Raw genomic sequence first — 21,203 nt, 5'->3', positions numbered from 1 at the left:
TCGGCGCCAGGGCATAGGCTGGGTCGCATGACCGGTGCCGATGTTCCGGGCCTGCCCGCGCCGGGGCGGTGCCTTGTGATGGGCGTGGTCAACGTGACGCCCGATTCGTTCTCCGACGGCGGGGCCTGGTTCGACGCCGACAAGGCGATCCGGCACGGGTTCGACCTGGTGGCCGAGGGCGCCGACATCATCGACGTGGGCGGGGAGTCGACCCGTCCGGGCGCGCAGCGGGTGTCCCTGGAGGAGGAGCTGCGCCGGGTGGTCCCGGTGATCGAGGCGCTGGCGGAGGCGGGCGTCCCGGTGAGCGTCGACACGATGCGCGCCGAGGTGGCCGAGGCCGCGGTGGTGGCGGGGGCCCGGCTGGTGAACGACGTCAGCGGCGGCCTGGCCGATCCCGACATGCCCCGGGCGGTCGCGGCGGCGGGCGTGCCGTACGTCGTCATGCACTGGCGCGGCCACAGCCACGACATGCAGACCCGCGCCGTCTACGCCGACGTCGTCCGCGAGGTCCGCGAGGAGCTGCTGCGCCGGGTGGAGGCGATACTGGCCTGGGGCGTCGACCCCTCCATGATCGTCCTGGATCCGGGGCTGGGCTTCGCCAAGAGCCCCGAGGCCGGGCACAACTGGTCGCTCATCGCCCATCTGGACGCCCTGAACGGCACCGGCTACCCGGTCCTGGTCGGAGCGTCCCGCAAGCGCTTCCTGGGCCGCCTGCTGGCCGGGCCCGACGGGACGCCGCGCGCGTTCACCGACTGCGACGACGCCACGGTCGCGATCACGGCGCTGGCCGCGGCGGCCGGGGCGTGGTGCGTCCGGGTGCACCGGGTGCGGCCCAACGCCGACGCGGTACGGGTCGCCGCGGCCGTCCGCGCCGCCGCCGAGGGCCACCCAGGCCCCGGCGGCCCTTCGTCGCACGAGCGTTCTGAGGCCGGTGGGTCGTCGGGGGCCGGGGCCGCCTCCCGGCGCGGCGGGAGCGCGGGCCGGTGAGCAATACCGTTGACCGGGCCCGGCTCGAAGAGGCCAACGCCGAGTTCTACGCCGCGTTCGAGGCCGGCGATCTCGACCGGATGGGGGCGGTGTGGGCCGACGGCCCGTACGCGGCGGGCGTGACGTGCGTCCATCCCGGCTGGTCGCTGCTGCGGGGCCGGGAGGAGGTGCTGCGCTCCTGGGCGCTGATCATGGCCAACACCAGCTACATCCAGTTCGTGCTCACCGATGTCCGCACCGACGTGTACGGCGACCAGGCCGTGGTGACGTGCAAGGAGAACATCCTCACCGCGGACGAGGGCACGGAGGCCGGATTCCTCGCCGGGGGAAGCATCGTGGCCAGCAACGTGTTCGTACGTTCCGGCGGGGAATGGCGGCTTTTGCTGCACCATGGATCCCCCATCCTGAACGGCGCAGAGGAAGAATGAGCCCCAGAGTGAGCCTGGACCATCTGGACCGGATAGAAGTGCGCGGACTGCGCGCCCGGGGGCGGCACGGCGTGCTGCCCGCCGAACGCGAGCTCGGCCAGGAGTTCGTGGTGGACGTGGTGCTCGGGCTGGACACCGCCCCCGCCGCGGCGGGCGACGACCTGTCGCGTACCGTCGACTACGGATCGCTCGCGAGCCGGCTGGTCGCCGTCGTCGAGGGGGAGCCCGTCAACCTCATCGAGACCTTGGCCGAACGCCTCGCGGCGGTCTGCCTGCACGACGCGACGGTGGCGGAGGCCGAGGTCACCGTCCACAAGCCCAGTGCCCCGGTGCCGCACCCCTTCACGGACGTGGCCGTGAAGATCAGGAGGAGTCGCCCATGACAGCGTCCGATCGCATGCCCGACCGCACCGCGACCGGCGGCCACATGCTGGTCGCCCACCGTGTCGTGTTCTCGCTCGGCAGCAACCTCGGCGATCGCCTGGACAACATCCAGGAGGCCGTCGACGCGCTGTTCGACGCGCCCGGGCTCTCGTTCGTCGCGCTGTCCCCGGTGTACGAGACGGCGCCGTTCGCCCCGCCCGGCGAGAAGATCCCCGAACAGGGCGACTACCTCAACATCGTGCTGGTGGCCGACACCCGGCTGCCTCCGGAGAACCTGCTGGAGCGCGTCCTCAACATCGAGACCTCGATGCAGCGGGTCCGCGAGGTCCGGTGGGGTCCGCGCACCCTCGACATCGACATCGTCGTGTTCGGGAACGTGACCATGAACGACCCGGATCTGACGCTGCCGCACCCGCGGGCGCACGAGCGGGCGTTCGTGCTGGTGCCGTGGGCCGACATCGAGCCGGACGTGCTGCTGGCCGGGCACGGCCGGGTCGGCGACCTGGCCGCGGCCAAGACCGCCGCGGAGGGCCCGCTGCGCCGCCGCGACGATCTGAGCCTCCAGCCCCCTGCATGAGCGAGCCGGAGGGGTGCGGCGTCGTCCGGGTCGAGGAGCGAGGGACGAGCGGCGAGGGAAGGCGATGCCTCGAAGCGCCCCGCGGGCGAGCGGGGAACACGGTATGAGCGAGTCTGAGGGGTGCGGCGTCGCCCGGGCGGGGGCGGCGGTATGAGGCCGACGCGTCCCGCGTTCCTCATCGCCCTGGTGGTCGTGGCCGCACTGATCACCTGGGCGGTGATGAAGACCGCGTACGTCACGCTGCCGCCGCTGCCGTGGACGGCCTTGCCGACGCTGCTGCTGCTGGCGCTCGGCGAGGCGTTCACGGGCTGGAACGTGCTGCGGCGGATCCGCCGCAAGCCCGGGACGCGGCCGGTGGAGCCGCTGGTGGTGGCGCGGATGGCGGCGCTGGCGAAGGCGAGCGCGCACGCGGCCGCGGTGCTGGGCGGGGTGTTCGCCGGGTTCGCGCTGGGCCTGTCCGACTCGCTCGACAAGCAGACGCCCCGTGACGACTTCTTCGTCTGCCTCGGCACGTTCCTGGCCGCGGTGGTGCTGGTGGGGGCGGCGTACTTCCTGGAGTACGCGTGCCGCGTCCCCAAGGACCCGGAGGAAGAGGACCGCGACCGCGGCCGCTCCCGCGCCTAGGCGGTCCCGCCCTCGGCGGTCTCCGAGACGTGCTGGAGGAGGTCGTGGACGAACCACGCCTCCATCCGCCGCCCGTCGAGCTGGAACGGTATGGCGTGCCAGTACGCGTTGGGCATCCGGGTCTCCTCCCAGCCGAAGAACGCCTGGGCCTCGGGCAGCAGGACGGACCAGGGGCGCAGCTCGTCCGTTGACCGCAGCGGCTCGCCCGACCTGCGGACGAACCGGCGATCGAGGACGTAGCCCCCGACTTCGGTGTCCATGGTCGTGTGCTCGAGCCAGAAGCCGGGCCAGAGCGGGAGGGCGAACCGGTGCCGGGAGGGCCCGCCGCTGACCGGTTCGCCCAGGATCGCCGCCAGGTCCTCGATCTTCTGCGATTCCAGGGCGTTCCACCGCCCGGCCTCCTCCCGGAGGTGGGCCGGCGGATCGTCGTAGGGCGCCGGCGGTTCCAGGACGGCCTCCGGAACCGTGCGGCGCATCTCGTCGAGCAGGGAGAGCTGGTAGCCCGCCATGGTCAGCGTTCGCGGGGGACGCGGTTCGGGGTCGGCGAACCGCTCGCACGACCAGCACCACCACGGCTCGGGTCCGCCCATGCACGAGCCGGTGAAGTAGATCTCGCGGCGCTCGTGCCGCCGGTACGGCTCGTCGTCGACGGGCATGCCGTACACCACCGGGACCAGCGTCCCGTCACACCGTTCGCACCGTGGGCTCATGATCCCTCAGACGCCGCGGGCCTCCCCGATGTTCGGCCGGTCACTTGTCGATGTCGCCGACGACGAAGAACATCGAGCCCAGGATGGCGATCATGTCGGCGACCAGGTTGCCGGGGAGCAGCTCCGACAGCACCTGGACGTTGTTGTACGACGCGGAGCGCAGCTTGAGCCGCCACGGCGTCTTCTCGCCGCGCGACACCAGGTAGTAGCCGTTGATGCCGAGCGGGTTCTCCGTCCAGGCGTAGGTGTGCCCCTCGGGGACCTTCAGCACCTTCGGCAGCCGCTGGTTGATCGGTCCCGGGGGCAGGTCGGCCAGCCGGTCCAGGCAGGCGTCCGCCAGGTCGAGGGAGGCGTGCACCTGGTCGAGCAGGCACTCGAAGCGGGCCAGGCAGTCGCCCTCGGTACGGGTCACGACGCGGGTGTCCAGCTCGTCGTAGGCCAGGTACGGCTCGTCGCGGCGCAGGTCGAAGTCGACGCCGGAGGCGCGGGCGACGGGGCCCGACACCCCGTACTGGAGGATCTGCTCGCGGGACAGGACGCCGACGCCGCGGGTGCGGGCGCGGAAGATCTCGTTGCCCATGATCAGGTCGTCGATGCGGCCCATGCCGGCGCGGACGTCGCCGACCGCGTGGCGGGCCCGGCCGGCCCAGCCGGCGGGCAGTTCCTCCTTGAGGCCGCCGACCCGGTTGAACATGTAGTGCATGCGGCCGCCGGAGACCTCCTCCATCACCCGCTGCAGCGCCTCCCGCTCCCCGAACGCGTAGAAGATCGGCGTCATCGCGCCCACTTCCAGGGGGTAGGAGCCCAGGAACATCAGGTGGTTGAGCACCCGGTTGAGCTCGGCCAGGAGCGTGCGGACCCATACGGCCCGCGCCGGGACCTCCATGCCGAGCATCCGCTCCACGGCCAGCACCACGCCCAGCTCGCTGGAGAACGCCGACAGCCAGTCGTGCCGGTTGGCCAGCACGATGATCTGCCGGAAGTCGCGGACCTCGAACAGCTTCTCCGCGCCGCGGTGCATGTAGCCGATGATCGGCTCGGCCGCCGAGATGCGCTCGCCGTCCAGCGCCAGACGCAGCCGGAGCACACCGTGCGTGGACGGGTGCTGCGGGCCGATGTTGAGGACCATGTCCTCGGTGGCGAGCTCCTTCGCCCCGGCCCCCACCCCGACGGTCCGCTCCGTGGTCATGGTCGCGCTCCAGGGTTCACGTCTCTCATCGTGTCATGCTTCCGGCTCGCGGTAGCCGGGGCGTTTCCTGTTGACTGGTCGCATAACTTAGTGACTGATCCCTATACAGGCGTACGTGGTGGTACGCGGTTAGACATCCCATGAACCCAGATGCAGTGCGCGGCCCGGCGGCATCGAGTGTGGTCGCCGGGCGACGCGTCGGAGCCACATGAATTCGGCCCACGAGCAGCAGCCGCCCCACCCCGGCCAGCCGGGCCCGCCCGCGGCGCCCGGCCCGCCCGGCCCGCCCGGCCCGCCCCCGCCCGGACCGCCGCCGTCCCCGCCGGGCGCCGCCGCGCAACCGGGCGTGCCGCCGCACATGGTGACTTCGGCGGACGGCCCCGTCCCCGGCGCGCCGGTCGCCGCGGGCGGCTACCAGGCCGCCCCCTCCTACCCGGCGGACCAGGCGTTCGCCCCCGGCGCAGGGCTGTCCTGGTCGCACATCTCCAGGCGCTTCACCTGGCACCGCGGCGTCACGGCCACGCTGACGGCCGTGCCGGTGGGCCTGGTCGGGGCGTTCGTGGTGTTCCGCGGCAGCGGCACGCTCGGGACGGTGCTGTGGGCCGCCGCCGTCCTGCTGTCGGTCGTGCTGGCCTGGATCGTGGCCGAGCTGGCCTTCCGCTCGCACGGATACGCCGAGCGCACCGACGACCTCATCGTGACGCAGGGCGTGTTCGTCAAGCGGCTGATCGTCGTGCCGTACGGGCGGATGCAGTTCGTCGACGTCACCGCGGGGCTGCTGGAGCGGTGGATGGGCATCGCGACCGTGCGGATGCACACCGCCGCGGCCGCGACCGACGCCCTGATCCCCGGCCTGCCCGCGCACGAGGCGGCCCAGCTACGCGACCGCCTCGCCCAGAAGGGCGAGCAGCGGAGCATGGGCTTGTGAGCGCCCCTCCGCCGGGACCGCCGCCCGGACCGCCGCAGGGAGGGCCGTACGGGCCGTACAACCAGCCGCAGGGGCCGTACAACCAGCCGCGCGGGCCCTACGGGCAGCCCCAGGTCCCCTACAGGCACCCGCAACCGCCGTACGGCCAGCCGCAACCGCCGTACGGCCAGCCGCAACCGCCGTACGGTCAGCCGCAGCCGCCCTACGGGCCGTACCGGCCGTACCGGCCGTACGGGCCCCACGGGCAGCCGGGCTACGGGCAGCAGCCGGGCTACGGGCAGCCGGGCGGTCCGGGTTACGGGCAGCCGCCCGCGGGATATCCGCCCGCGCCGCCGCCGGTGCGGTTCTCCGAGGGCACGCACCGGTTGCACTGGGCGACCGCGCCGCTGCGCGCGTTCGTCATCCTGATCATCTACTTCGTGCTGCTGGGCTTCCCGCTCCTGCTGACCCAGACGAGCCGCGGGGTCGCGCTGGTGCTCTCGCCCGAGGTCCTGCTCCGGTTCGTGGTGGTGACCGTGCCCGTCATGGTCGTCGCCGTGGTCGCGGGGCTGTGGGGCTGGCTGGCGCTGCGGTTCCGCGTGGACGGCGACGACCTGGTGGTGGAGACCGGGCTGCTGCGCAAGCGCAAGCGCCGCATCCCGCTGTCGCGCGTCCAGGCGATCGACCTGGTCCGCCCGCTGGTGACCCGGGTGTTCGCGCTGGCCGAGGTGCGGGTGGAGCTGGCGGGCGGTGAGCAGAGCGAGATCGCGCTGCGTTACCTGGGGCGGCACGCCGCCCAGCAGTTGCGGGCCGAGTTGCTGGCCCGCGCCGCAGGGCTGCCCGGCCACACGCCCGAGGCGCCCGAGCGGCCGCTGTGGCGGGTTCCGTTCGGGGCGCTGTTCGGGTCCCTGGTGCTGAAGCTGCCCGTCCTGGGGACGCTGCTGCTGTTCCTCGGCTCGCTGTTCTTCATGTTCTTCCTCGTGGAGGGCGGGCTGCTGGTCGTGCTGGTGCTGACGCTGCTGGGGCTGATCAGGGGCGTGCTGGCGCCGCTGGTCACCTACGCCAACTGCACCGTCGCGATGTCGCCCGACGGGGTGCGGCTGCGGTACGGGCTGCTGGAGACCCGGATGCAGACGCTGCCGCCGGGCCGGGTGCAGGCGGTCGGGATCGTGGAGCCGCTGCTGTGGCGGTCGTTCGGCTGGGCGCGGCTGGACGTGACGGTGGCCGGGTACGCGGGCGAGCGGCAGGCGCTGTCGTCGGTGCTGCTGCCGCTGGCGCCCCGGCATGTGGCGGTGTACCTGGCCGGGCAGATCTTCCCGGGCGCCGACGTGGACGCGGTGCCGCTGCTGCCCGCCTCGTCCCGTGCGGTCGCGCTGGAGCGAGCGGACGGCGCTGGCACCGATGACGTGGTCTTCGTGACCCGGCGCGGGATGCTGTGCCGGCGGACGGACGTGATCGCGCACGCCCGGGCGCAGAGCGTCCGGCTGACGGTCAACCCGCTGCAGCGGATGCTGGGGCTGGCGACGGTGCACGTGGACGCCCCGCCCGGCCCGGTGCAGGTGGCCGCGGCCGATCGCGATCTAGGGGAGGCACGGGCGATCGTGGAGTCGACGGCGCGGCGGGCGCAGGCCGCACGCCGGTCGGCGTCCGGCGATCCGGGCCGCTGGGCCGCCCGCGAGGCCCGCTGACGCCCGCCGTCCGCGGCACGGCGGGCCTATCGTCGCGGTATGAGTGATTTGGCGGCTTATGACCCTTGGTCCGCGGGCTTCGTGGCCGACCCCTACCCCGCGTTCGCGGCGCTGCGGGCCGACCGGCCGGTGTTCTTCCACGAGCCCACCGGCCAGTGGGTGGTCTCCCGGTACGCCGACGTGGACGCGCTGCTGCGCGACCGCAGGCTCGGCCGTACCTACCTGCACGTGGCGGGCCACGAGGAGTTCGGCCGGGAGCCGGACGCGGACTTCCTCAAGCCGTTCTGGGACCTGATCCGCGCCGGGATGCTGGACGTCGAGCCGCCCGTGCACACCCGGCTGCGGCGCCTGGTGTCCAAGGCGTTCACGGCCCGGATGGTCGAGGGGCTGCGCCCGATGATCCGCGCGCTGGCCGAGGAGCTGGCCGGGGCGCTGGCGGCCGGGGGCGGCGGCGATCTGGTGGCCGAGCTGGCCGAGCCGCTGCCGGTGAACGTGATCGCCGAGATGCTGGGGGTGCCCGCCGAGGACCGGCCGCTGCTGCGTCCCTGGTCGGCCGACATCTGCGGGATGTTCGAGCTGAACCCCTCGGAGGAGGCGCAGCGCACCGCCGTCCGCGCCGCCGTGGAGTTCTCCGGCTACCTGCGCGGGCTGGCGCGGGCGCGCCGGGACGTCCCGCGCGACGACCTGATCAGCGCCCTGGCCCAGGTGGTGGACGAGGGCGGCGACCGGCTCACCGAGGACGAGCTGATCGGCACCTGCGTGCTGCTCCTCAACGCCGGGCACGAGGCGACCGTCAACGCCACCGGCAACGGCTGGTGGTCGCTGTTCCGCAACCCCGGCGAGCTGGCCCGGCTCCGCGCCGACCGCGCGCTGGTGCCCACCGCGGTCGAGGAGCTGATGCGCTACGACACCCCGGCGCCGATGTTCGAGCGGTGGGTGCTGGAGGACGTCGAGGTCGCGGGGGCCGTCATCCCGCGCGGCGCCGAGATCGCGCTGCAGTTCGCCTCGGCCAACCGGGACCCGGAGGTCTTCGCCGACCCGGGCCGCCTTGACCTGGCCCGCGACCCGAACCCGCACATCGGCTTCGGGCTGGGCGTCCACTACTGCCTGGGGGCTCCGCTGGCCCGGATCGAGCTGGCCGAGTCGTACGGGGCGCTGCTGCGGCTGGCCCCCGGGATGCGGCTCGCTCAGGAGCCGGAGTGGAAGCCGGGGTTCGTGCTGCGCGGCCTGAAGGCGCTGCACGTCGAGATCTGATCGTTCACGTCGGTATGCGGGCCGGGGCCTCCGCGAGCCGGGCCAGGGGGGACGGGACCGGGATGCCGGCGGTCTGGACGAGCCAGCCGAAGCCGCCCAGCCCGCCGGGGTCGATGAGCTCGGCGTCCTCGCCCGCGGCCCCGAGCGCGACCAGGTACCCGCCCGGGTCGCGGCGGGCCAGCTCCAGGGGCGGGCGCGCGCCGGTGAGCCCGAGCGCGCGCAGCGCGGCGCGCTGGGTGGTGAGGAGCGTCCCGGTCGCCCCGGCGGCCTGGCCGGCGACGGCGCAGGCGTCGAGGGCGACATGGGCGGTGACGTCGCAGGAGCCGTCCGGGACGGCGGGCACGGTGGCGCCGTCGCGGTAGCCGGTGAGCGTGCCGTACACGGGACGGGACGCGCGGACGTGGGAGTAGTCCATCGCCACCGCCAGCCCGCCGCGCAGCCGGCGGACGACCGCGGCCCAGGCGGCGCAGCGCGGGCCGCCGATCTCGGCGCGGTCGCCGGTCTCGCTCAGCGGCCACCAGCGCTCCATCCAGTCGGCGTCGGAGGCGGAGGGCGGCGGGCCGTGGCTCTCGGCACCGGTGGCCGGGTCGACCAGGACGGTGCGCGGCCCGTCGGGGGTGCGCTCGACGACGTCCAGCGGCACGTTGTCCAGCCACTCGTTGGCGATGACCATGCCGGTGATCTCGCGGGGGATGCGGTCGCGCCAGCGCACCCGGGCGGGGGTCCCGGCGGGGCGCGGGGCGATCTCGACGGCGGTGAGGTCGAGCCGCGCGGCCAGTCCGGGCGGGACGGCGGCGGTGACGCCGGTGAGCAGCCCGCCGCCCCCCGCGCCGACGTCGACCAGGTCGAGCCGGTCGGGGTGGCCGAGCGCGGCGTCGACCTCCACCAGCACCCGGGCCAGGGCCGCGGCGAAGCGGCCGGAGATGTGCACGGAGGTGCGGAAGTGCTCCACCGGGCGCTCGCCGCGCCGGTAGAAGCCGTCCGGCCCGTACAGTGCCCGCTCCATCGCGGTCTGCCACGTCAGCAACGCGCCCACGCCAGCGACGTTACCCGCCCGGGCCCCCGGGCGCGGCCATCCTCGGGCCATCTTGGGCCATCCTCGGGGCGTACGCGGGTCAGACTCGAGGCGGATCCGGGGACGATCGCGCTGAAAGTACGCTTCCGGGATGGGCGGCAGACTCCGGGCGCGGTGGCGCGGCGTGCGGCCACTGGTGGACGCCCTCCGGGTGCGGCCGCTGGTGGACGCTCTGCGCTCGCGCCCGCTGGTGGACGCGTTCCTGGCGGCGCCGCTGGCCTTCTATTCGCTGAGCGGGCTGGTGTTCGACACGACCGCGATGCCCAAGCCCGAGTACGTGGTGTGGTGCGCCGGGCTGCTGGCGCCGCTGGTGCTGCGGCGCACGTACCCGCGCGCCGCGTTCGCCTTCATCTGCCTGGTGTCGTTCGCGCAGGTGGTGGTGAAGGTCATCCCGATGACGCCGAACCTGGCGCTGCTGATGGGGCTGTACACGATCGCGGCCGGGCCGTCGTTCCGGTGGGGCGTGGCGGCCGCGCTGGTGACCGAGCTGGGCGTGTTCGTCGCGGTGTTCCGGTACGTGGGCGGGTGGGGCGACCAGCGGTACGGCCTGGCCCTGATGTCGGTCATCGTGGCCGGGGTGTGGCTGCTCGGGCTGCACATGCGGACGCGGCGGGCGTACCTGCGCTCGGTGGAGCTGCGGGCGGCGCGGCTGGAGCGGGAGCGGGACGCCGAGGTGCAGGTCGCCAAGGCGGACGAGCGGGCCAGGATCGCCCGGGAGCTGCACGACGTGGTGGCGCACAACGTGAGCGTGATCGTGGTGCAGGCGGACGGCGCCTCGTACGCGATCGACACCGACACCGCGCGGGCCCGGCAGGCGCTGGAGACGATCTCGGCGACCGGGCGGACCGCGCTGGCGGAGATGCGCCGGATGCTGGGGGTGCTGCGGGAGGGCGACGACGCCGGGTCGTACGCGCCGCAGCCGGGCGTGGCGCAGCTGGCCGAGCTGGTGGAGCAGATCCGCGGGTCGGGGCTGCCGCTGGAGTTCGAGGTCGAGGGCGTCCCGCTGGAGATGACGGAGGGGCGGCAGCTGACGGTGTTCCGGATCGCGCAGGAGGCGCTGACCAACACCCTCAAGCACGCGGGCCCGCGCGCCACCGCGCGGGTTCTGCTGCATTACGGCGACGAGGCGATCGAGATCCGCGTCACCGACGACGGACGGGGCGCCGCGGCGCGCGGTGACGGGCGGGGGCACGGGCTGGTGGGGATGCGGGAGCGCGCCGCGGTGTACGGCGGCGAGGTGACGGCGGGTCCGCGGCCCGGCGGCGGGTTCGAGGTGGTCGCGCGGATTCCGGTACGCGAGGAGGTGCGCAGGTGAGCTGGGGCGCGACGGGCGCGGGCAGAGGCGCGGGCACGGGTGCGGACGGGGGGCCGCCGGGCGATCCGGAGGAGCCCGCCGACCGGCCCGTCCGGGTGCTGCTGGTGGACGACCAGGAGCTGGTCAGGGCCGGTTTCACGATGGTCCTGGACGCCCAGCCCGACATCGAGGTGGTCGGCGAGGCGGGCGACGGCGCGCAGGCCCTGGAACGGCTGCGCACGGCCCCGGCCGACGTCGTCCTGATGGACGTCCGGATGCCGCGGATGGACGGGATCGAGGCCACCCGCCGGATCACCGCCGCGGGCGGCCGTCCCAAGGTGATCATCCTGACCACCTTCGACCTGGACGAGTACGCCTTCGCCGCGATCAAGGCGGGCGCGGGCGGCTTCCTGCTGAAGGACGCCGGCCCGGCGCAGTTGATCGAGGCGATCCGGGCGGTGCACTCGGGGGACGCGGTGGTCGCGCCGAGCACGACCCGGCGGCTGCTCGACCGGTTCGCGGTGCACCTGCCCGACGCCGCGCAGCGGGCGAGCGGGGCGCTGGCGTCGCTGACCGCACGGGAGGGCGAGGTGCTGCGGCTGGTGGCCCGGGGGATGTCCAACGCGGAGATCGCCGAGCGGCTGTACGTGTCGGAGGCGACGGTCAAGACCCATATGGGCCGGATCCTGATGAAGCTGAACCTCCGGGACCGGGTCCAGGCGGTGGTCTTCGCTTATGAGACGGGTCTGGTCAAGAGCGGGCAAATCGATAACACATAGTAACGCTATGATTACGCGGTGGTGACCGTCCCATTTCGAAGCCGAGCTTCCGCTTGGCATTACCGATCAGTAGTTGACTAACTACCGTATGTGACGCCGCCCGCGACGGGACGGGGGCGGCGGAGCGCGCATGTGAAATGCAGGAAGGGCCTTGACGGCCTCACGTACGGGAGGATTTCAACGTGCTCAAGAAGCTTGCCGCCACCGGTGTCCTCGGCTTCGCCATCACCGGCGCCCTCATGACGGCCGCCGGCCCCGCGAGCGCCGACGCCTACACCCACGGCGGCCACGGCACCGTGCTGTCCGGCAACCAGATCCTGTCCGGCAACGACATCAAGATCTGCGGCAACTCCACCCAGGTCATCTCCGTCATCAGCGGCGCGTTCGCCCAGTGCGACGTCCCGGGGCACCACCCCCACCGGCACAGCTGATCGGCGGCAGCGCGCCGTAGTAGAGAGCGCCGGGGACCCTGTGCACGGGGTCCCCGGCGCTTTCGCGTGTGCGGCCGGGGCCGGCGGAGGCGGCCGGGCGGAGGACGGCCGGCGTGTGCGCGGTCAGCCGTGGCGGTGACGGCGCCGTACGACTCAGGTCGTACGCGGGGACTCCCGCCAATCCTGAAGCTGACGCCGATCGTGGCCGCGCGGGCGATGGCACGGAAGGCGCCCGTTCCTAGCGTGGTCACGGTCGTCATCGATCAGCGGACACGGACGAAGGAGCCATCGTGACCAGTACGTTCGCCGGCCAGGCCGGAAGCGGGGGAGCCCCGGGAGCGCCGGGCGCGCCGGGCGCCGGCCCGGCCGGGCCGGCCGTCTCGGCCGCCGGGGTGACCAAGGTGTACGGGATCGGCGACGCCGCCGTGCACGCGCTGCGCGGGGTCACCGTCGGCTTCGCCCGCGGCGCCTTCACCGCGATCATGGGGCCGTCCGGGTCCGGGAAGTCCACGCTGATGCACTGCCTGGCCGGGCTGGACACGGTCGGCGGCGGGCGGGTGCTGCTGGGCGACGCCGAGATCACCGGGATGAGCGACCGGCAGCTCACCCTGCTGCGCCGCGAGCGCGTCGGGTTCGTCTTCCAGGCGTTCAACCTGCTGCCCACGCTCACCGCCGAGCAGAACATCCTGCTGCCGCTGCAACTGGCCGGGCGCCGTCCGGAGCGGGAGTGGTTCGACCGGGTGGTGGACGTGGTGGGGCTGCGGGACCGGCTCGGCCACCGGCCGAGCGAGCTGTCGGGCGGCCAGCAGCAGCGGGTGGCGTGCGCGCGGGCGCTGGTGGCCCGTCCCGAGGTCATCTTCGCCGACGAGCCGACCGGCAACCTGGACTCCTCGTCCGGCGCCGAGGTGCTGGGCTTCCTGCGCACGTCGGTGCGCGAGATGGGCCAGACGATCGTGATGGTCACGCACGACCCGGCGGCCGCGTCGTACGCCGACCGGGTGGTGTTCCTGCGGGACGGGTCGATCGTCACCGAGCTGTACGGACCGACGCCGGACACCGTCCTGGACCGGCTCAAGAGCCTGGGCGGCTGAGCGATGCTGCGGACGACACTGGCGGGCCTGCGGGCCCACAAGCTGCGGCTGCTGCTCACGGCGGTCGCGATCACCCTCGGCGTGGGGTTCATCGGGGGGACGTTCGTCCTCACCGACGCGATGGACACCGGCGTCCAGAAGACCTTCGCCCGCTCCGCCGGCAAGGTGGACGTGGCGGTGCTGCCCGGCAAGGACTCCGGCGAGAACTCCGGTGCGGAGTCCGGCAAGGGCCTGCCCGCCGACATGCTGGCGCGGATCCGCGCGGTGCCGGGCGTGCGGGAGGCGCACGGCCTGGTCCGCGGGGACGCGGCGCTGGTCGGCCGGGACGGCAAGGTGGTCGGCGACATGCCGACGGTCGGGCTCTCGGTCACCGGCGGCCGGATGCCCCGGTTCGGGTTCGACGAGGGACGGGCGCCGAACGGGCCGGGCGAGGCCGTCCTCGACTCGCGGGTGGCGTCCCGGGCGAAGTACCGGGTCGGCGACACGATCACCGTGCTGGACCCGCGCAAGGCCCCGCACCGGTTCACCGTCGTCGGGCTGGTCGGGGTCGGGCTCGACGGCGACGCCGGTTTCCGCGGGGCGGTCGGGTTCGACCCGTCCACCGCGGCCCGGATGACCGGCGAGCGGACGTTCCAGGAGATCGACGTGGCGGGCGCGAGCCCCGCCGCGGTCGCCGCCGCCGCGGGGCGGGGTGACCACCGGGTCATGACGGGGGAGCGGCTGGCGGACGAGCTGGCCACCGCCGCGGGCGCCGACACCGAGGTCATCCGTACCGGGCTGCTGCTGTTCGGGCTGGTCGCGGTGCTGGTCTCGGCCCTGGTCATCTACAACACCTTCTCCATCCTGATCGCGCAGCGGATGCGGGAGATGGCGCTGCTGCGCTGCGTCGGCGCCACCCGCCGGCAGATCTTCGCGGGCGTGCTGGCCGAGTCCGCGGCGGTCGGGCTGGTCGGCTCGCTGCTCGGCCTGGCCGCCGGGCTGGGCCTGGGCGCCGCGACGCTGGCGCTGCTCGGCGGGCTGGGCGTCGCCGGTCCCGCCGGGCCCGCGCTGTCGCCGGCCGATGTGACGCTGGCGCCGCGCACGGTGCTGGTCGGCCTGGCCGTCGGGGTGGTGGTCACCGTCCTGGCGGCGCTGCTCCCGGCGCGCGGCGCGACCCGGGTGGCGCCCGTCGCCGCGCTCCGCTCCGACCTGGAGCCGGGCACCGGCCGGTTCCGCCTCGGCCGGGCCCGGACCGTCCTCACCGTGCTGTTCGCCGCGGCGGGGACCGCGGTGGTCGTGCTCGGGTCGGTGGTCATGGACAAGGGCCAGACGGCCATGTTCGCGGTCGCGGCGGGCGGCGCCCTGGTGTTCCTCGCGGTGATCGCCGTGATGCCCGCCCTGGTCCGCCCGCTGGGCCGGGTCGTGGGCGCGCTGCCGGGCCGCGCCGCGGGCGTGCCCGGACGGCTCGCGGTGGAGAACGCCCGCCGCGCGCCCCGGCGCACCGCCACCACGACGATCGCGCTCACCATCGGGGTCGGGCTGATGAGCCTGTTCGCGGTGATCGCCGCCAGCGGCAAGGCGACCTCCGTGCGGCAGCTGGACGAGCAGTTCCCGATGGACTTCCAGATCCAGGCCCAGTACGGCGGCGACCGGCAGGAGGGGGTGCCCGCGGCGCTGGGGCAGGCCCTGCGCGGCCGTCCCGAGATCGGCGGGGTGGTCGAGCTGCGGCAGCGGGACGCCGAGATCGCCGGGCGGGAGGGCGCCGTCGCCACGATCACCCAGTCGGCGCTGGGCGGTCTGGTGCGGCCCGAGTTCGCCAGCGGCTCGCTGGAGGGCCTGCGTCCCGGCGCGGCGCTGGTGGACGAGGAGACCGCCAAGGCCCGGAACCTGCGGACCGGGCAGACCGTGACCGTCCAGGGCCTCGGGCGGGAACCGGACACGGCCGACGGTGGGACCGGGGCCTCGGCGGCCCGGCGGCCCGTGGCCGGGCAGGCCATGCAGGTGAAGGTGGCCGGGATCTTCACCGGCGACGTGCCGATCTACGGCCTGGTGCTGACCGAGGCGGACTTCGGCCGGATGTACGGCGCCGCCGACCCGTACCGGGTCTTCGTCAAGGCCGCCGCCGGGGTGCCCGCCGAACGGGCCCGCGCCGCCGTGGAGGCCGCCGCCGAGCCGTACCCGGCCGCCCGGTTCACCTCCGCCGCCGAGCTGCGCGAGGAGTTCACCAGGGCCATCGACACGGTGCTGCTGGTGTTCGGCGGGCTGCTGGCGCTGGCGATCGTGATCGCGCTGTTCGGCATCGCCAACACGCTGACGCTGTCGGTGGTGGAACGGACCCGCGAGTCGGCGCTGCTGCGCGCGCTCGGCCTCACCAAGCGGCAACTGCGCCGGATGCTGTCGGTGGAGGCGCTGGTCATGGCCGTCATCGGGGCGCTGACCGGGGTGGTGCTCGGGGTGGTGTTCGGCTGGGCGTCCACCCGGGCGATGGGCGAGAGCGCGGTGTTCGCGCTGCCCTGGCTGCAGGTCGCCGGGTTCATGCTGCTGGCCGGGGTGGCGGGGATGCTCGCCGCGGTGCTGCCGGCCCGGCGGGCGGCGCGGGCCTCGATCGTGGAGTCGCTGTCGTACGACTGAGCACGGCCCCGGCTGATCCGGGGCCCCGGGGCCCGGGCCCCGGGGCCCCTACTCCGCCCCACCGCCCGTACGGGATGAGCGGTGGGGCGGAGGCGTTGGCGGAGCACTGTCATACACTCCGCGTGACCAGCGCCACTCAGAGCTATCCGGCGCAGGTCAGAGGGTGCAACCGGTTTTCAGGAAGCCTTGCCTGACCCGGCGGTGACTGTGGCGTTCGCGCCGAGGGTTCCGTAACGTGCGGTAGCCGAACCCTTGCCGGACCGCCAGGGTCCCCGCGGGTGCTGTACGGCCTCGGGCTCGCGGGTACGCTGGGTCGCGCACGTCCGGTACCTACCCGAGGACTGGAACGGATTTCATGGATCGACACCGCACGCCCTCCTCCGGCACGCCCGAAAACGGCCCGGTCCGCCCTGAGGACCGTCCCGCGCGGCTCGCCGTGGGCATCGTGGGCGCGGGACGCGTCGGCACGGCGCTGGGCGTCGCGCTCACCCGCGCCGGCCACCGGGTGACCGCCGCCGCGGCGGTGTCCGACCGCTCGCAGCGGCGCGCCGGGGAACTGCTGCCGGGCGCGGTCCTGACCACCCCGCAGGAGGTCGTGGCCGCCGCCGACCTGGTGCTGCTGACCGTCCCCGACGACGCGCTCCCCGAACTGGCCGCGGGGCTGGTCGCCACCGGCGTCCCCGTCACCGGCAAGCTGGTGGCGCACACCAGCGGCCGGTACGGCACCGCCGTCCTCGACCCGATCACCCGGGCCGGCGGGCTGCCGCTGGCGCTGCACCCGGTCATGACGTTCACCGGGCGGCCCGACGACGTGAGCCGGCTGACCGGCATCTCCTTCGGCGTCACCGCGCCCGAGCCGCTGCGCCCGGTCGCCGAGGCGCTGGTGCTGGAGATGGGCGGGGAGCCGTCCTGGATCGAGGAGGCGCGCCGCCCGCTCTACCACGCCGCGCTGGCCGGCGGCGCCAACCACCTGGTCACGCTGGTGGTGGAGGCGATGGACATGCTGGCGCGGGCCGGCGTGGCCGAGCCGGGGCGGATGCTCGGCCCGCTGCTGGGCGCCGCGCTCGACAACGCGCTGCGGCTCGGCATCGACGGTCTCACCGGCCCGGTCGCGCGCGGCGACGCCGGCACGGTCGCCGGCCATGTCGCGGCGCTGGGCGGGGAGTCGCGGGAGGGGCGCGCGGCGTACGTGGCGCTGGCCCGGCTGACCGCCGACCGCGCCCTGGCCGCCGGGATGCTCAAGGCCGAGGACGCCGAGCGGCTCCTGGAGGTGCTGGCGGATTGATCCGGAACGAACATCGAGGAGGCCCGGTGGAGGGGACGACCCCCGTGATCGCGCGTACCCGTGAGGAACTGGCCGCGGCGCGGTCGCGGGTCTCCGGGACGCTGGCGCTGGTGCCGACCATGGGCGCGCTGCACGAGGGCCACCGGTCGCTGATCCGCCGCGCGCGGGAGATCGCGGACACGGTGGCGGTGAGCGTCTTCGTCAACCCGCTGCAGTTCGGCCCGGACGAGGACTTCGACCGCTACCCGCGCACGTTCGCCGGGGACCTGGCGGCCTGCGCGGAGGAGGGCGCCGGCCTGGTGTTCGCGCCGTCCCGCGCGGTGATGTACCCGGCCGAGCCGCAGGTCACGATCCGCTCCGGGCCCATGGGCGAGGTGGTCGAGGGCGCCGCGCGGCCCGGCCACTTCGACGGGATGCTGACCGTGGTGATGAAGCTGTTCCAGCTGGTCCGGCCGGACGCGGCGGTCTTCGGGGAGAAGGACGCCCAGCAGCTGGCCATGATCCGCCGGATGGTGGCCGACCTGGACGTGCCGGTGCGGGTCGTCGGCGCCCCGACCGTCCGGGAGCCGGACGGCCTGGCCCTCTCCAGCCGCAACCGCTACCTGTCCGAGCTGGAGCGGGAGACGGCGCTGGCGCTGTCGCAGGCGCTGCGCGCGGGCGGGGACGCGGCCGCCGCGGGCTCCGCCCCGTCCGCGGTCGTGCGCGCCGCCCGCGCGGTGCTGGACAAGGCGGCGCACGCCGCGCCGCCACTGGACCTGGACTACCTGGTCCTGGTCGACCCCACGACGTTCACCGAGATCGACGACGCCCACACCGGCCCGGCAGTGCTCGCCGTGGCGGGCCGGGTCGGCGCCACCCACCTGATCGACAACCTCCCGATGCGGTTCGGTCCCTCCGAGATCTAAGGAGCCCCCATGTTCCGGACGATGTTCAAGTCCAAGATCCACCGTGCCACCGTCACCCAGGCCGACCTGCACTACGTGGGGTCGCTGACCATCGACCAGGACCTGATGGACGCCGCCGACCTGCTCCCGGGCGAGCAGGTGCAGGTGGTCGACATCGACAACGGCGCCCGGCTGGAGACCTACCTGATCGCCGGGGAGCGCGGCTCGGGCGTGATCGGCATCAACGGCGCCGCGGCCCGGCTCGTCCAGCCCGGCGACCTGGTGATCATCATCAGCTACGCGGCGATGACCGACGAGCAGGCGCGCTCGTTCACGCCGCGGGTGGTGCACGTGGACAGGTCGAACACGATCATCTCGCTGGGCGACGACCCGGCCGAGCCCGTCCCGGGGTCGGCGGAGCTGCGCGGCGACCTCGTTCGCTGACCCCGGCGCACGGCCTCCCCAGGGATTAATGTCACAATGACGAAAACAGACCTCCTGGGGAGGACCCCATGACCCCTCGGCACCTGGCCGCCCCCGAGCCCGGCTGGACCGTCCACACCGACGTCGTCGTGATCGGCTCCGGCATCGCCGGCCTGGTCGCGGCGCTGCGGTGCCGCGAGCGCGGACGGGTCCTGCTGGTCACCAAGGCGCTGCTGGACGAGGGCTCCACCCGCTGGGCGCAGGGCGGGATCGCCGCCGCGCTCGCGTCCGACGACAGCCCCGAGGAGCACCTGGCCGATACCCTGACCGCGGGCGTCGGCCTGTGCGACGAGGACGCGGTGCGGACGCTGGTGACCGAGGGCCCCGCGGCCGTCCGGCGGCTGATCGCGCTCGGCGCCGAGTTCGACCGCGCCGAGGACGGCGGGATCGCGCTGACCCGCGAGGGCGGCCACCACCGCCGCCGCATCGCGCACGCGGGCGGCGACGCCACCGGCGCCGAGATCAGCCGCGCCCTCCTCGCCGCCCTCAAGGAAGCGGAGGGTGGGGCCGCCCGCCCATCGGGCGGGGAAAAGGGCATCGAGGTGATCGAGCACGCCCTGGTGCTCGACCTCCTCCGGGACGATTCCGGCCGGGCCGCCGGGGTGACGCTGCACGTGATGGGCGAGGGCCAGCCCGGCGGGGTCGGCGCGGTACGGGCGGGCGCCGTCGTGCTGGCCACCGGCGGGCTCGGCCAGGTGTTCTCGGCCACCACCAACCCCGAGGTCTCCACCGGCGACGGCGTGGCGCTGGCACTGCGCGCCGGGGCCGCCGTGACCGACCTGGAGTTCGTCCAGTTCCACCCGACGGTGCTGTGGCTGGGGGACGGCGCGCGCGGGCAGCAGCCGCTGATCTCCGAGGCGGTGCGCGGCGAGGGCGCCCACCTCGTCGACCACGCGGGCGAGCGGTTCATGCTCGGCCGGCACGAGCTGGCCGAACTGGCGCCGCGCGACATCGTCGCCAAGGCGATCATGAACCGGATGCGGGAAACCACAACACCGCACATGCTGCTGGACGGCCGCCACCTGGGCGCCCGCACATGGGAGCGGCGCTTCCCGACCATCCTCGCGGCCTGCCGCCACCACGGCATCGACCCGGTGACCGAGCCGATCCCGGTCGTCCCGGCCGCGCACTACGCCAGCGGCGGCGTCCGCACCGACCTGTACGGACGCACGTCGGTCCCCGGCCTGTACGCGTGCGGCGAGGTCGCCTGCACGGGCGTGCACGGCGCCAACCGACTGGCGTCCAACTCCCTCCTCGAAGGGCTGGTCTTCGCCGAGCGCATCGCCGAGGCCCTCGAAGCCTCGCCCCCACCGGACCAGGCCGTCCCGCCAAAGGGACAGCAGGGCCTGATCGACCCGGCCGCCCGCGCGGACATCCAGCGGATCATGACGGCGCACGCCGGAGTGCTCCGCGACGCCGCCGGCCTGGCCGCCGCCGAACGCGAACTCCGCGACCTCGCCACCACCGCGGAACCGGGCGTGGAGGCGTGGGAGGCGACCAACCTGCACGCGGTCGCGACCGCGATCGTCGCCGCCGCCCGCCGCCGCGAGGAGACCCGCGGCAGCCACTGGCGCGAGGACTTCCCCGACCGCGACGACACCGCCTGGGCCGGCCACCTGGTCACCGCCCTGGACGGCACGACCACCTACGAGAGGAACGTGACATGACGCCGGAGCTGGAGGGACGGCTGCGCGACGCCGGACTCGATCCACAGGCTGTGGAAAACCTGGTGCGAACCGCACTGGCCGAAGACGGGCCCACCGACGTCACCAGCGAACCGATCTTCGCGCCCGGCGACACCGCCTCCGGTGACCTCACCGCCCGCGAGGACGGCGTCGTCGCCGGGATCCCCGTCGCCGAGGTCGTGTTCGACCTGCTCGACATCGACCACACCGCCAAGGCCGCCGACGGCGACCGCGTCACCGCCGGGCAGGTCCTCCTCTCGGTCGCCGGACCCACCAGGGCCGTCCTGCGCGCCGAGCGCACCGCCCTCAACCTGCTCACCCACCTGTCCGGCATCGCCACCGAGACCCGCCGCTGGGCCGACGCCGTCGCCGGCACCAAGGCCAGGGTCCGCGACACCCGCAAGACCCTCCCCGGCCTGCGCGCCCTGCAGAAGTACGCGGTGCGCTGCGGCGGCGGCGTCAACCACCGCCTGGGCCTGCACGACGCCGCGCTCATCAAGGACAACCACATCGCCGCCGCCGGCTCCATCACCCGCGCGTACCGGGCCATCCGCGACGTCTACCCCGCGCTGCACGTCCAGGTCGAATGCGACACCCTCGACCAGGTCGACGAAGCCGTCGCGGTCGGGGCCGCCTCGATCCTGCTGGACAATATGAGCGACGCCGACATGGCCGAGGCGGTACGGCGCGTCGCGGGCCGCGCCGAACTCGAGGCCAGCGGCGGACTGTCGTACGACCGGGCCCGAGACGCGGCCGTGACCGGCGTGGACTACCTTGCAGTGGGCGCGCTGACGCACTCGGCGCGCGTGTTCGACATCGGCCTTGACTTCACCTGATC

The 21,203-nt window shown here is 74.2% G+C and carries 21 protein-coding genes; 18 read left to right on the top strand and 3 right to left on the bottom strand.

From position 1 onward, the window contains the following. Positions 1–27: 27 nt before the first annotated feature. The 5 genes from folP to ACZ466_RS15925 all read left to right on the top strand — a co-directional run bounded on the left by folP (position 28) and on the right by ACZ466_RS15925 (position 3,000). The gene (gene folP, locus ACZ466_RS15945; protein WP_464043786.1) at positions 28–987 is read left to right on the top strand and encodes a dihydropteroate synthase; all 960 of its coding nucleotides are present in this window, start codon (positions 28–30) and stop codon (positions 985–987) included. After that, a complete protein-coding gene (locus tag ACZ466_RS15940) occupies positions 984–1,415 on the top strand; it encodes a nuclear transport factor 2 family protein (protein ID WP_378292889.1) in 432 nt (143 codons plus the stop codon). Before folP ends, ACZ466_RS15940 begins: the two co-directional genes overlap by 4 nt. A gap of 8 nt (positions 1,416–1,423) precedes the next feature. Then, on the top strand, positions 1,424–1,798 hold the full coding sequence (gene folB, locus ACZ466_RS15935; RefSeq protein WP_464043784.1) for a dihydroneopterin aldolase: 375 nt from the start codon (positions 1,424–1,426) through the stop codon (positions 1,796–1,798). Then, positions 1,795–2,376: a 2-amino-4-hydroxy-6-hydroxymethyldihydropteridine diphosphokinase gene (gene folK / locus ACZ466_RS15930; RefSeq protein WP_378292885.1), complete on the top strand. Its 582-nt coding sequence runs from the start codon at positions 1,795–1,797 to the stop codon at positions 2,374–2,376. Before folB ends, folK begins: the two co-directional genes overlap by 4 nt. A gap of 150 nt (positions 2,377–2,526) precedes the next feature. Next, positions 2,527–3,000 (top strand): DUF3180 domain-containing protein, encoded by a 474-nt coding sequence (locus ACZ466_RS15925; protein ID WP_378292883.1) that lies wholly within the window; start codon positions 2,527–2,529, stop codon positions 2,998–3,000. Here ACZ466_RS15925 and ACZ466_RS15920 read toward each other — a convergent pair. Both ACZ466_RS15920 and ACZ466_RS15915 read right to left on the bottom strand, forming a co-directional pair. After that, a complete protein-coding gene (locus ACZ466_RS15920) occupies positions 2,997–3,710 on the bottom strand; it encodes a hypothetical protein (protein WP_378292881.1) in 714 nt (237 codons plus the stop codon). The two genes, ACZ466_RS15925 and ACZ466_RS15920, sit on opposite strands and share 4 nt — an antisense overlap. Positions 3,711–3,750: 40 nt before the next feature. After that, the gene (locus ACZ466_RS15915; RefSeq protein ID WP_378292879.1) at positions 3,751–4,899 is read right to left on the bottom strand and encodes an NADH-quinone oxidoreductase subunit D; all 1,149 of its coding nucleotides are present in this window, start codon (positions 4,897–4,899) and stop codon (positions 3,751–3,753) included. A 208-nt stretch (positions 4,900–5,107) separates the two neighbouring features. Here ACZ466_RS15915 and ACZ466_RS15910 point away from each other — a divergent pair, with 208 nt between their 5' ends. The 3 genes from ACZ466_RS15910 to ACZ466_RS15900 are packed head-to-tail and all read left to right on the top strand — an operon-like array spanning position 5,108 to position 8,748. Then, on the top strand, positions 5,108–5,827 hold the full coding sequence (locus ACZ466_RS15910; RefSeq protein WP_464043780.1) for a PH domain-containing protein: 720 nt from the start codon (positions 5,108–5,110) through the stop codon (positions 5,825–5,827). Beyond that, the gene (locus ACZ466_RS15905) at positions 5,824–7,494 is read left to right on the top strand and encodes a PH domain-containing protein (RefSeq protein WP_378291365.1); all 1,671 of its coding nucleotides are present in this window, start codon (positions 5,824–5,826) and stop codon (positions 7,492–7,494) included. The genes ACZ466_RS15910 and ACZ466_RS15905 overlap by 4 nt, the downstream gene beginning before the upstream one ends. 39 nt (positions 7,495–7,533) lie before the next feature. Continuing rightward, positions 7,534–8,748, top strand: coding sequence for a cytochrome P450 (locus tag ACZ466_RS15900; protein WP_378291363.1), 1,215 nt, complete (start codon positions 7,534–7,536; stop codon positions 8,746–8,748). Positions 8,749–8,752: 4 nt separating this feature from the next. Here ACZ466_RS15900 and ACZ466_RS15895 read toward each other — a convergent pair whose 3' ends face one another. Then, on the bottom strand, positions 8,753–9,784 hold the full coding sequence (locus tag ACZ466_RS15895) for an SAM-dependent methyltransferase (protein ID WP_378291361.1): 1,032 nt from the start codon (positions 9,782–9,784) through the stop codon (positions 8,753–8,755). 130 nt (positions 9,785–9,914) lie between these two features. Here ACZ466_RS15895 and ACZ466_RS15890 point away from each other — a divergent pair, with 130 nt between their 5' ends. The 10 genes from ACZ466_RS15890 to nadC all read left to right on the top strand — a co-directional run bounded on the left by ACZ466_RS15890 (position 9,915) and on the right by nadC (position 21,201). Further along, a complete protein-coding gene (locus ACZ466_RS15890) occupies positions 9,915–11,138 on the top strand; it encodes a sensor histidine kinase (RefSeq protein ID WP_378291359.1) in 1,224 nt (407 codons plus the stop codon). A 98-nt stretch (positions 11,139–11,236) separates the two neighbouring features. Then, entirely contained in the window at positions 11,237–11,896 is a 660-nt protein-coding gene (locus ACZ466_RS15885) for a response regulator transcription factor (protein WP_378291371.1), read from the top strand. 182 nt (positions 11,897–12,078) lie between these two features. Then, positions 12,079–12,327, top strand: a complete 249-nt coding sequence (locus tag ACZ466_RS15880; protein WP_378291357.1) for a hypothetical protein — start codon at positions 12,079–12,081, stop codon at positions 12,325–12,327. Positions 12,328–12,719: 392 nt separating this feature from the next. Next, positions 12,720–13,418: an ABC transporter ATP-binding protein gene (locus ACZ466_RS15875; RefSeq protein WP_378291369.1), complete on the top strand. Its 699-nt coding sequence runs from the start codon at positions 12,720–12,722 to the stop codon at positions 13,416–13,418. A gap of 3 nt (positions 13,419–13,421) precedes the next feature. Then, positions 13,422–16,028, top strand: coding sequence for an ABC transporter permease (locus tag ACZ466_RS15870; RefSeq protein ID WP_378291355.1), 2,607 nt, complete (start codon positions 13,422–13,424; stop codon positions 16,026–16,028). A 355-nt stretch (positions 16,029–16,383) separates the two neighbouring features. Beyond that, positions 16,384–17,313 carry a Rossmann-like and DUF2520 domain-containing protein gene (locus tag ACZ466_RS15865; protein WP_378291353.1) on the top strand — a complete coding sequence of 310 codons (930 nt, stop codon included), beginning with the start codon at positions 16,384–16,386 and terminating at the stop codon, positions 17,311–17,313. Between the two features lie 26 nt (positions 17,314–17,339). After that, a complete protein-coding gene (gene panC / locus ACZ466_RS15860; protein ID WP_378291350.1) occupies positions 17,340–18,218 on the top strand; it encodes a pantoate--beta-alanine ligase in 879 nt (292 codons plus the stop codon). Between the two features lie 9 nt (positions 18,219–18,227). Continuing rightward, positions 18,228–18,641 carry an aspartate 1-decarboxylase gene (gene panD / locus ACZ466_RS15855; RefSeq protein WP_378291348.1) on the top strand — a complete coding sequence of 138 codons (414 nt, stop codon included), beginning with the start codon at positions 18,228–18,230 and terminating at the stop codon, positions 18,639–18,641. Between the two features lie 68 nt (positions 18,642–18,709). Continuing rightward, a complete protein-coding gene (locus ACZ466_RS15850; protein WP_378291345.1) occupies positions 18,710–20,347 on the top strand; it encodes an L-aspartate oxidase in 1,638 nt (545 codons plus the stop codon). Continuing rightward, complete coding sequence (nadC, locus tag ACZ466_RS15845) at positions 20,344–21,201, top strand: carboxylating nicotinate-nucleotide diphosphorylase (protein WP_378291343.1); 858 nt, start codon at positions 20,344–20,346, stop codon at positions 21,199–21,201. The genes ACZ466_RS15850 and nadC overlap by 4 nt, the downstream gene beginning before the upstream one ends. Positions 21,202–21,203: the final 2 nt, after the last annotated feature.

It is taken from the genome of Actinomadura rugatobispora (genome assembly GCF_055379765.1).
The sequence above is the reverse complement of the archived record's forward strand: the minus strand, read 5'-3'. Positions and strand labels throughout refer to the sequence as shown.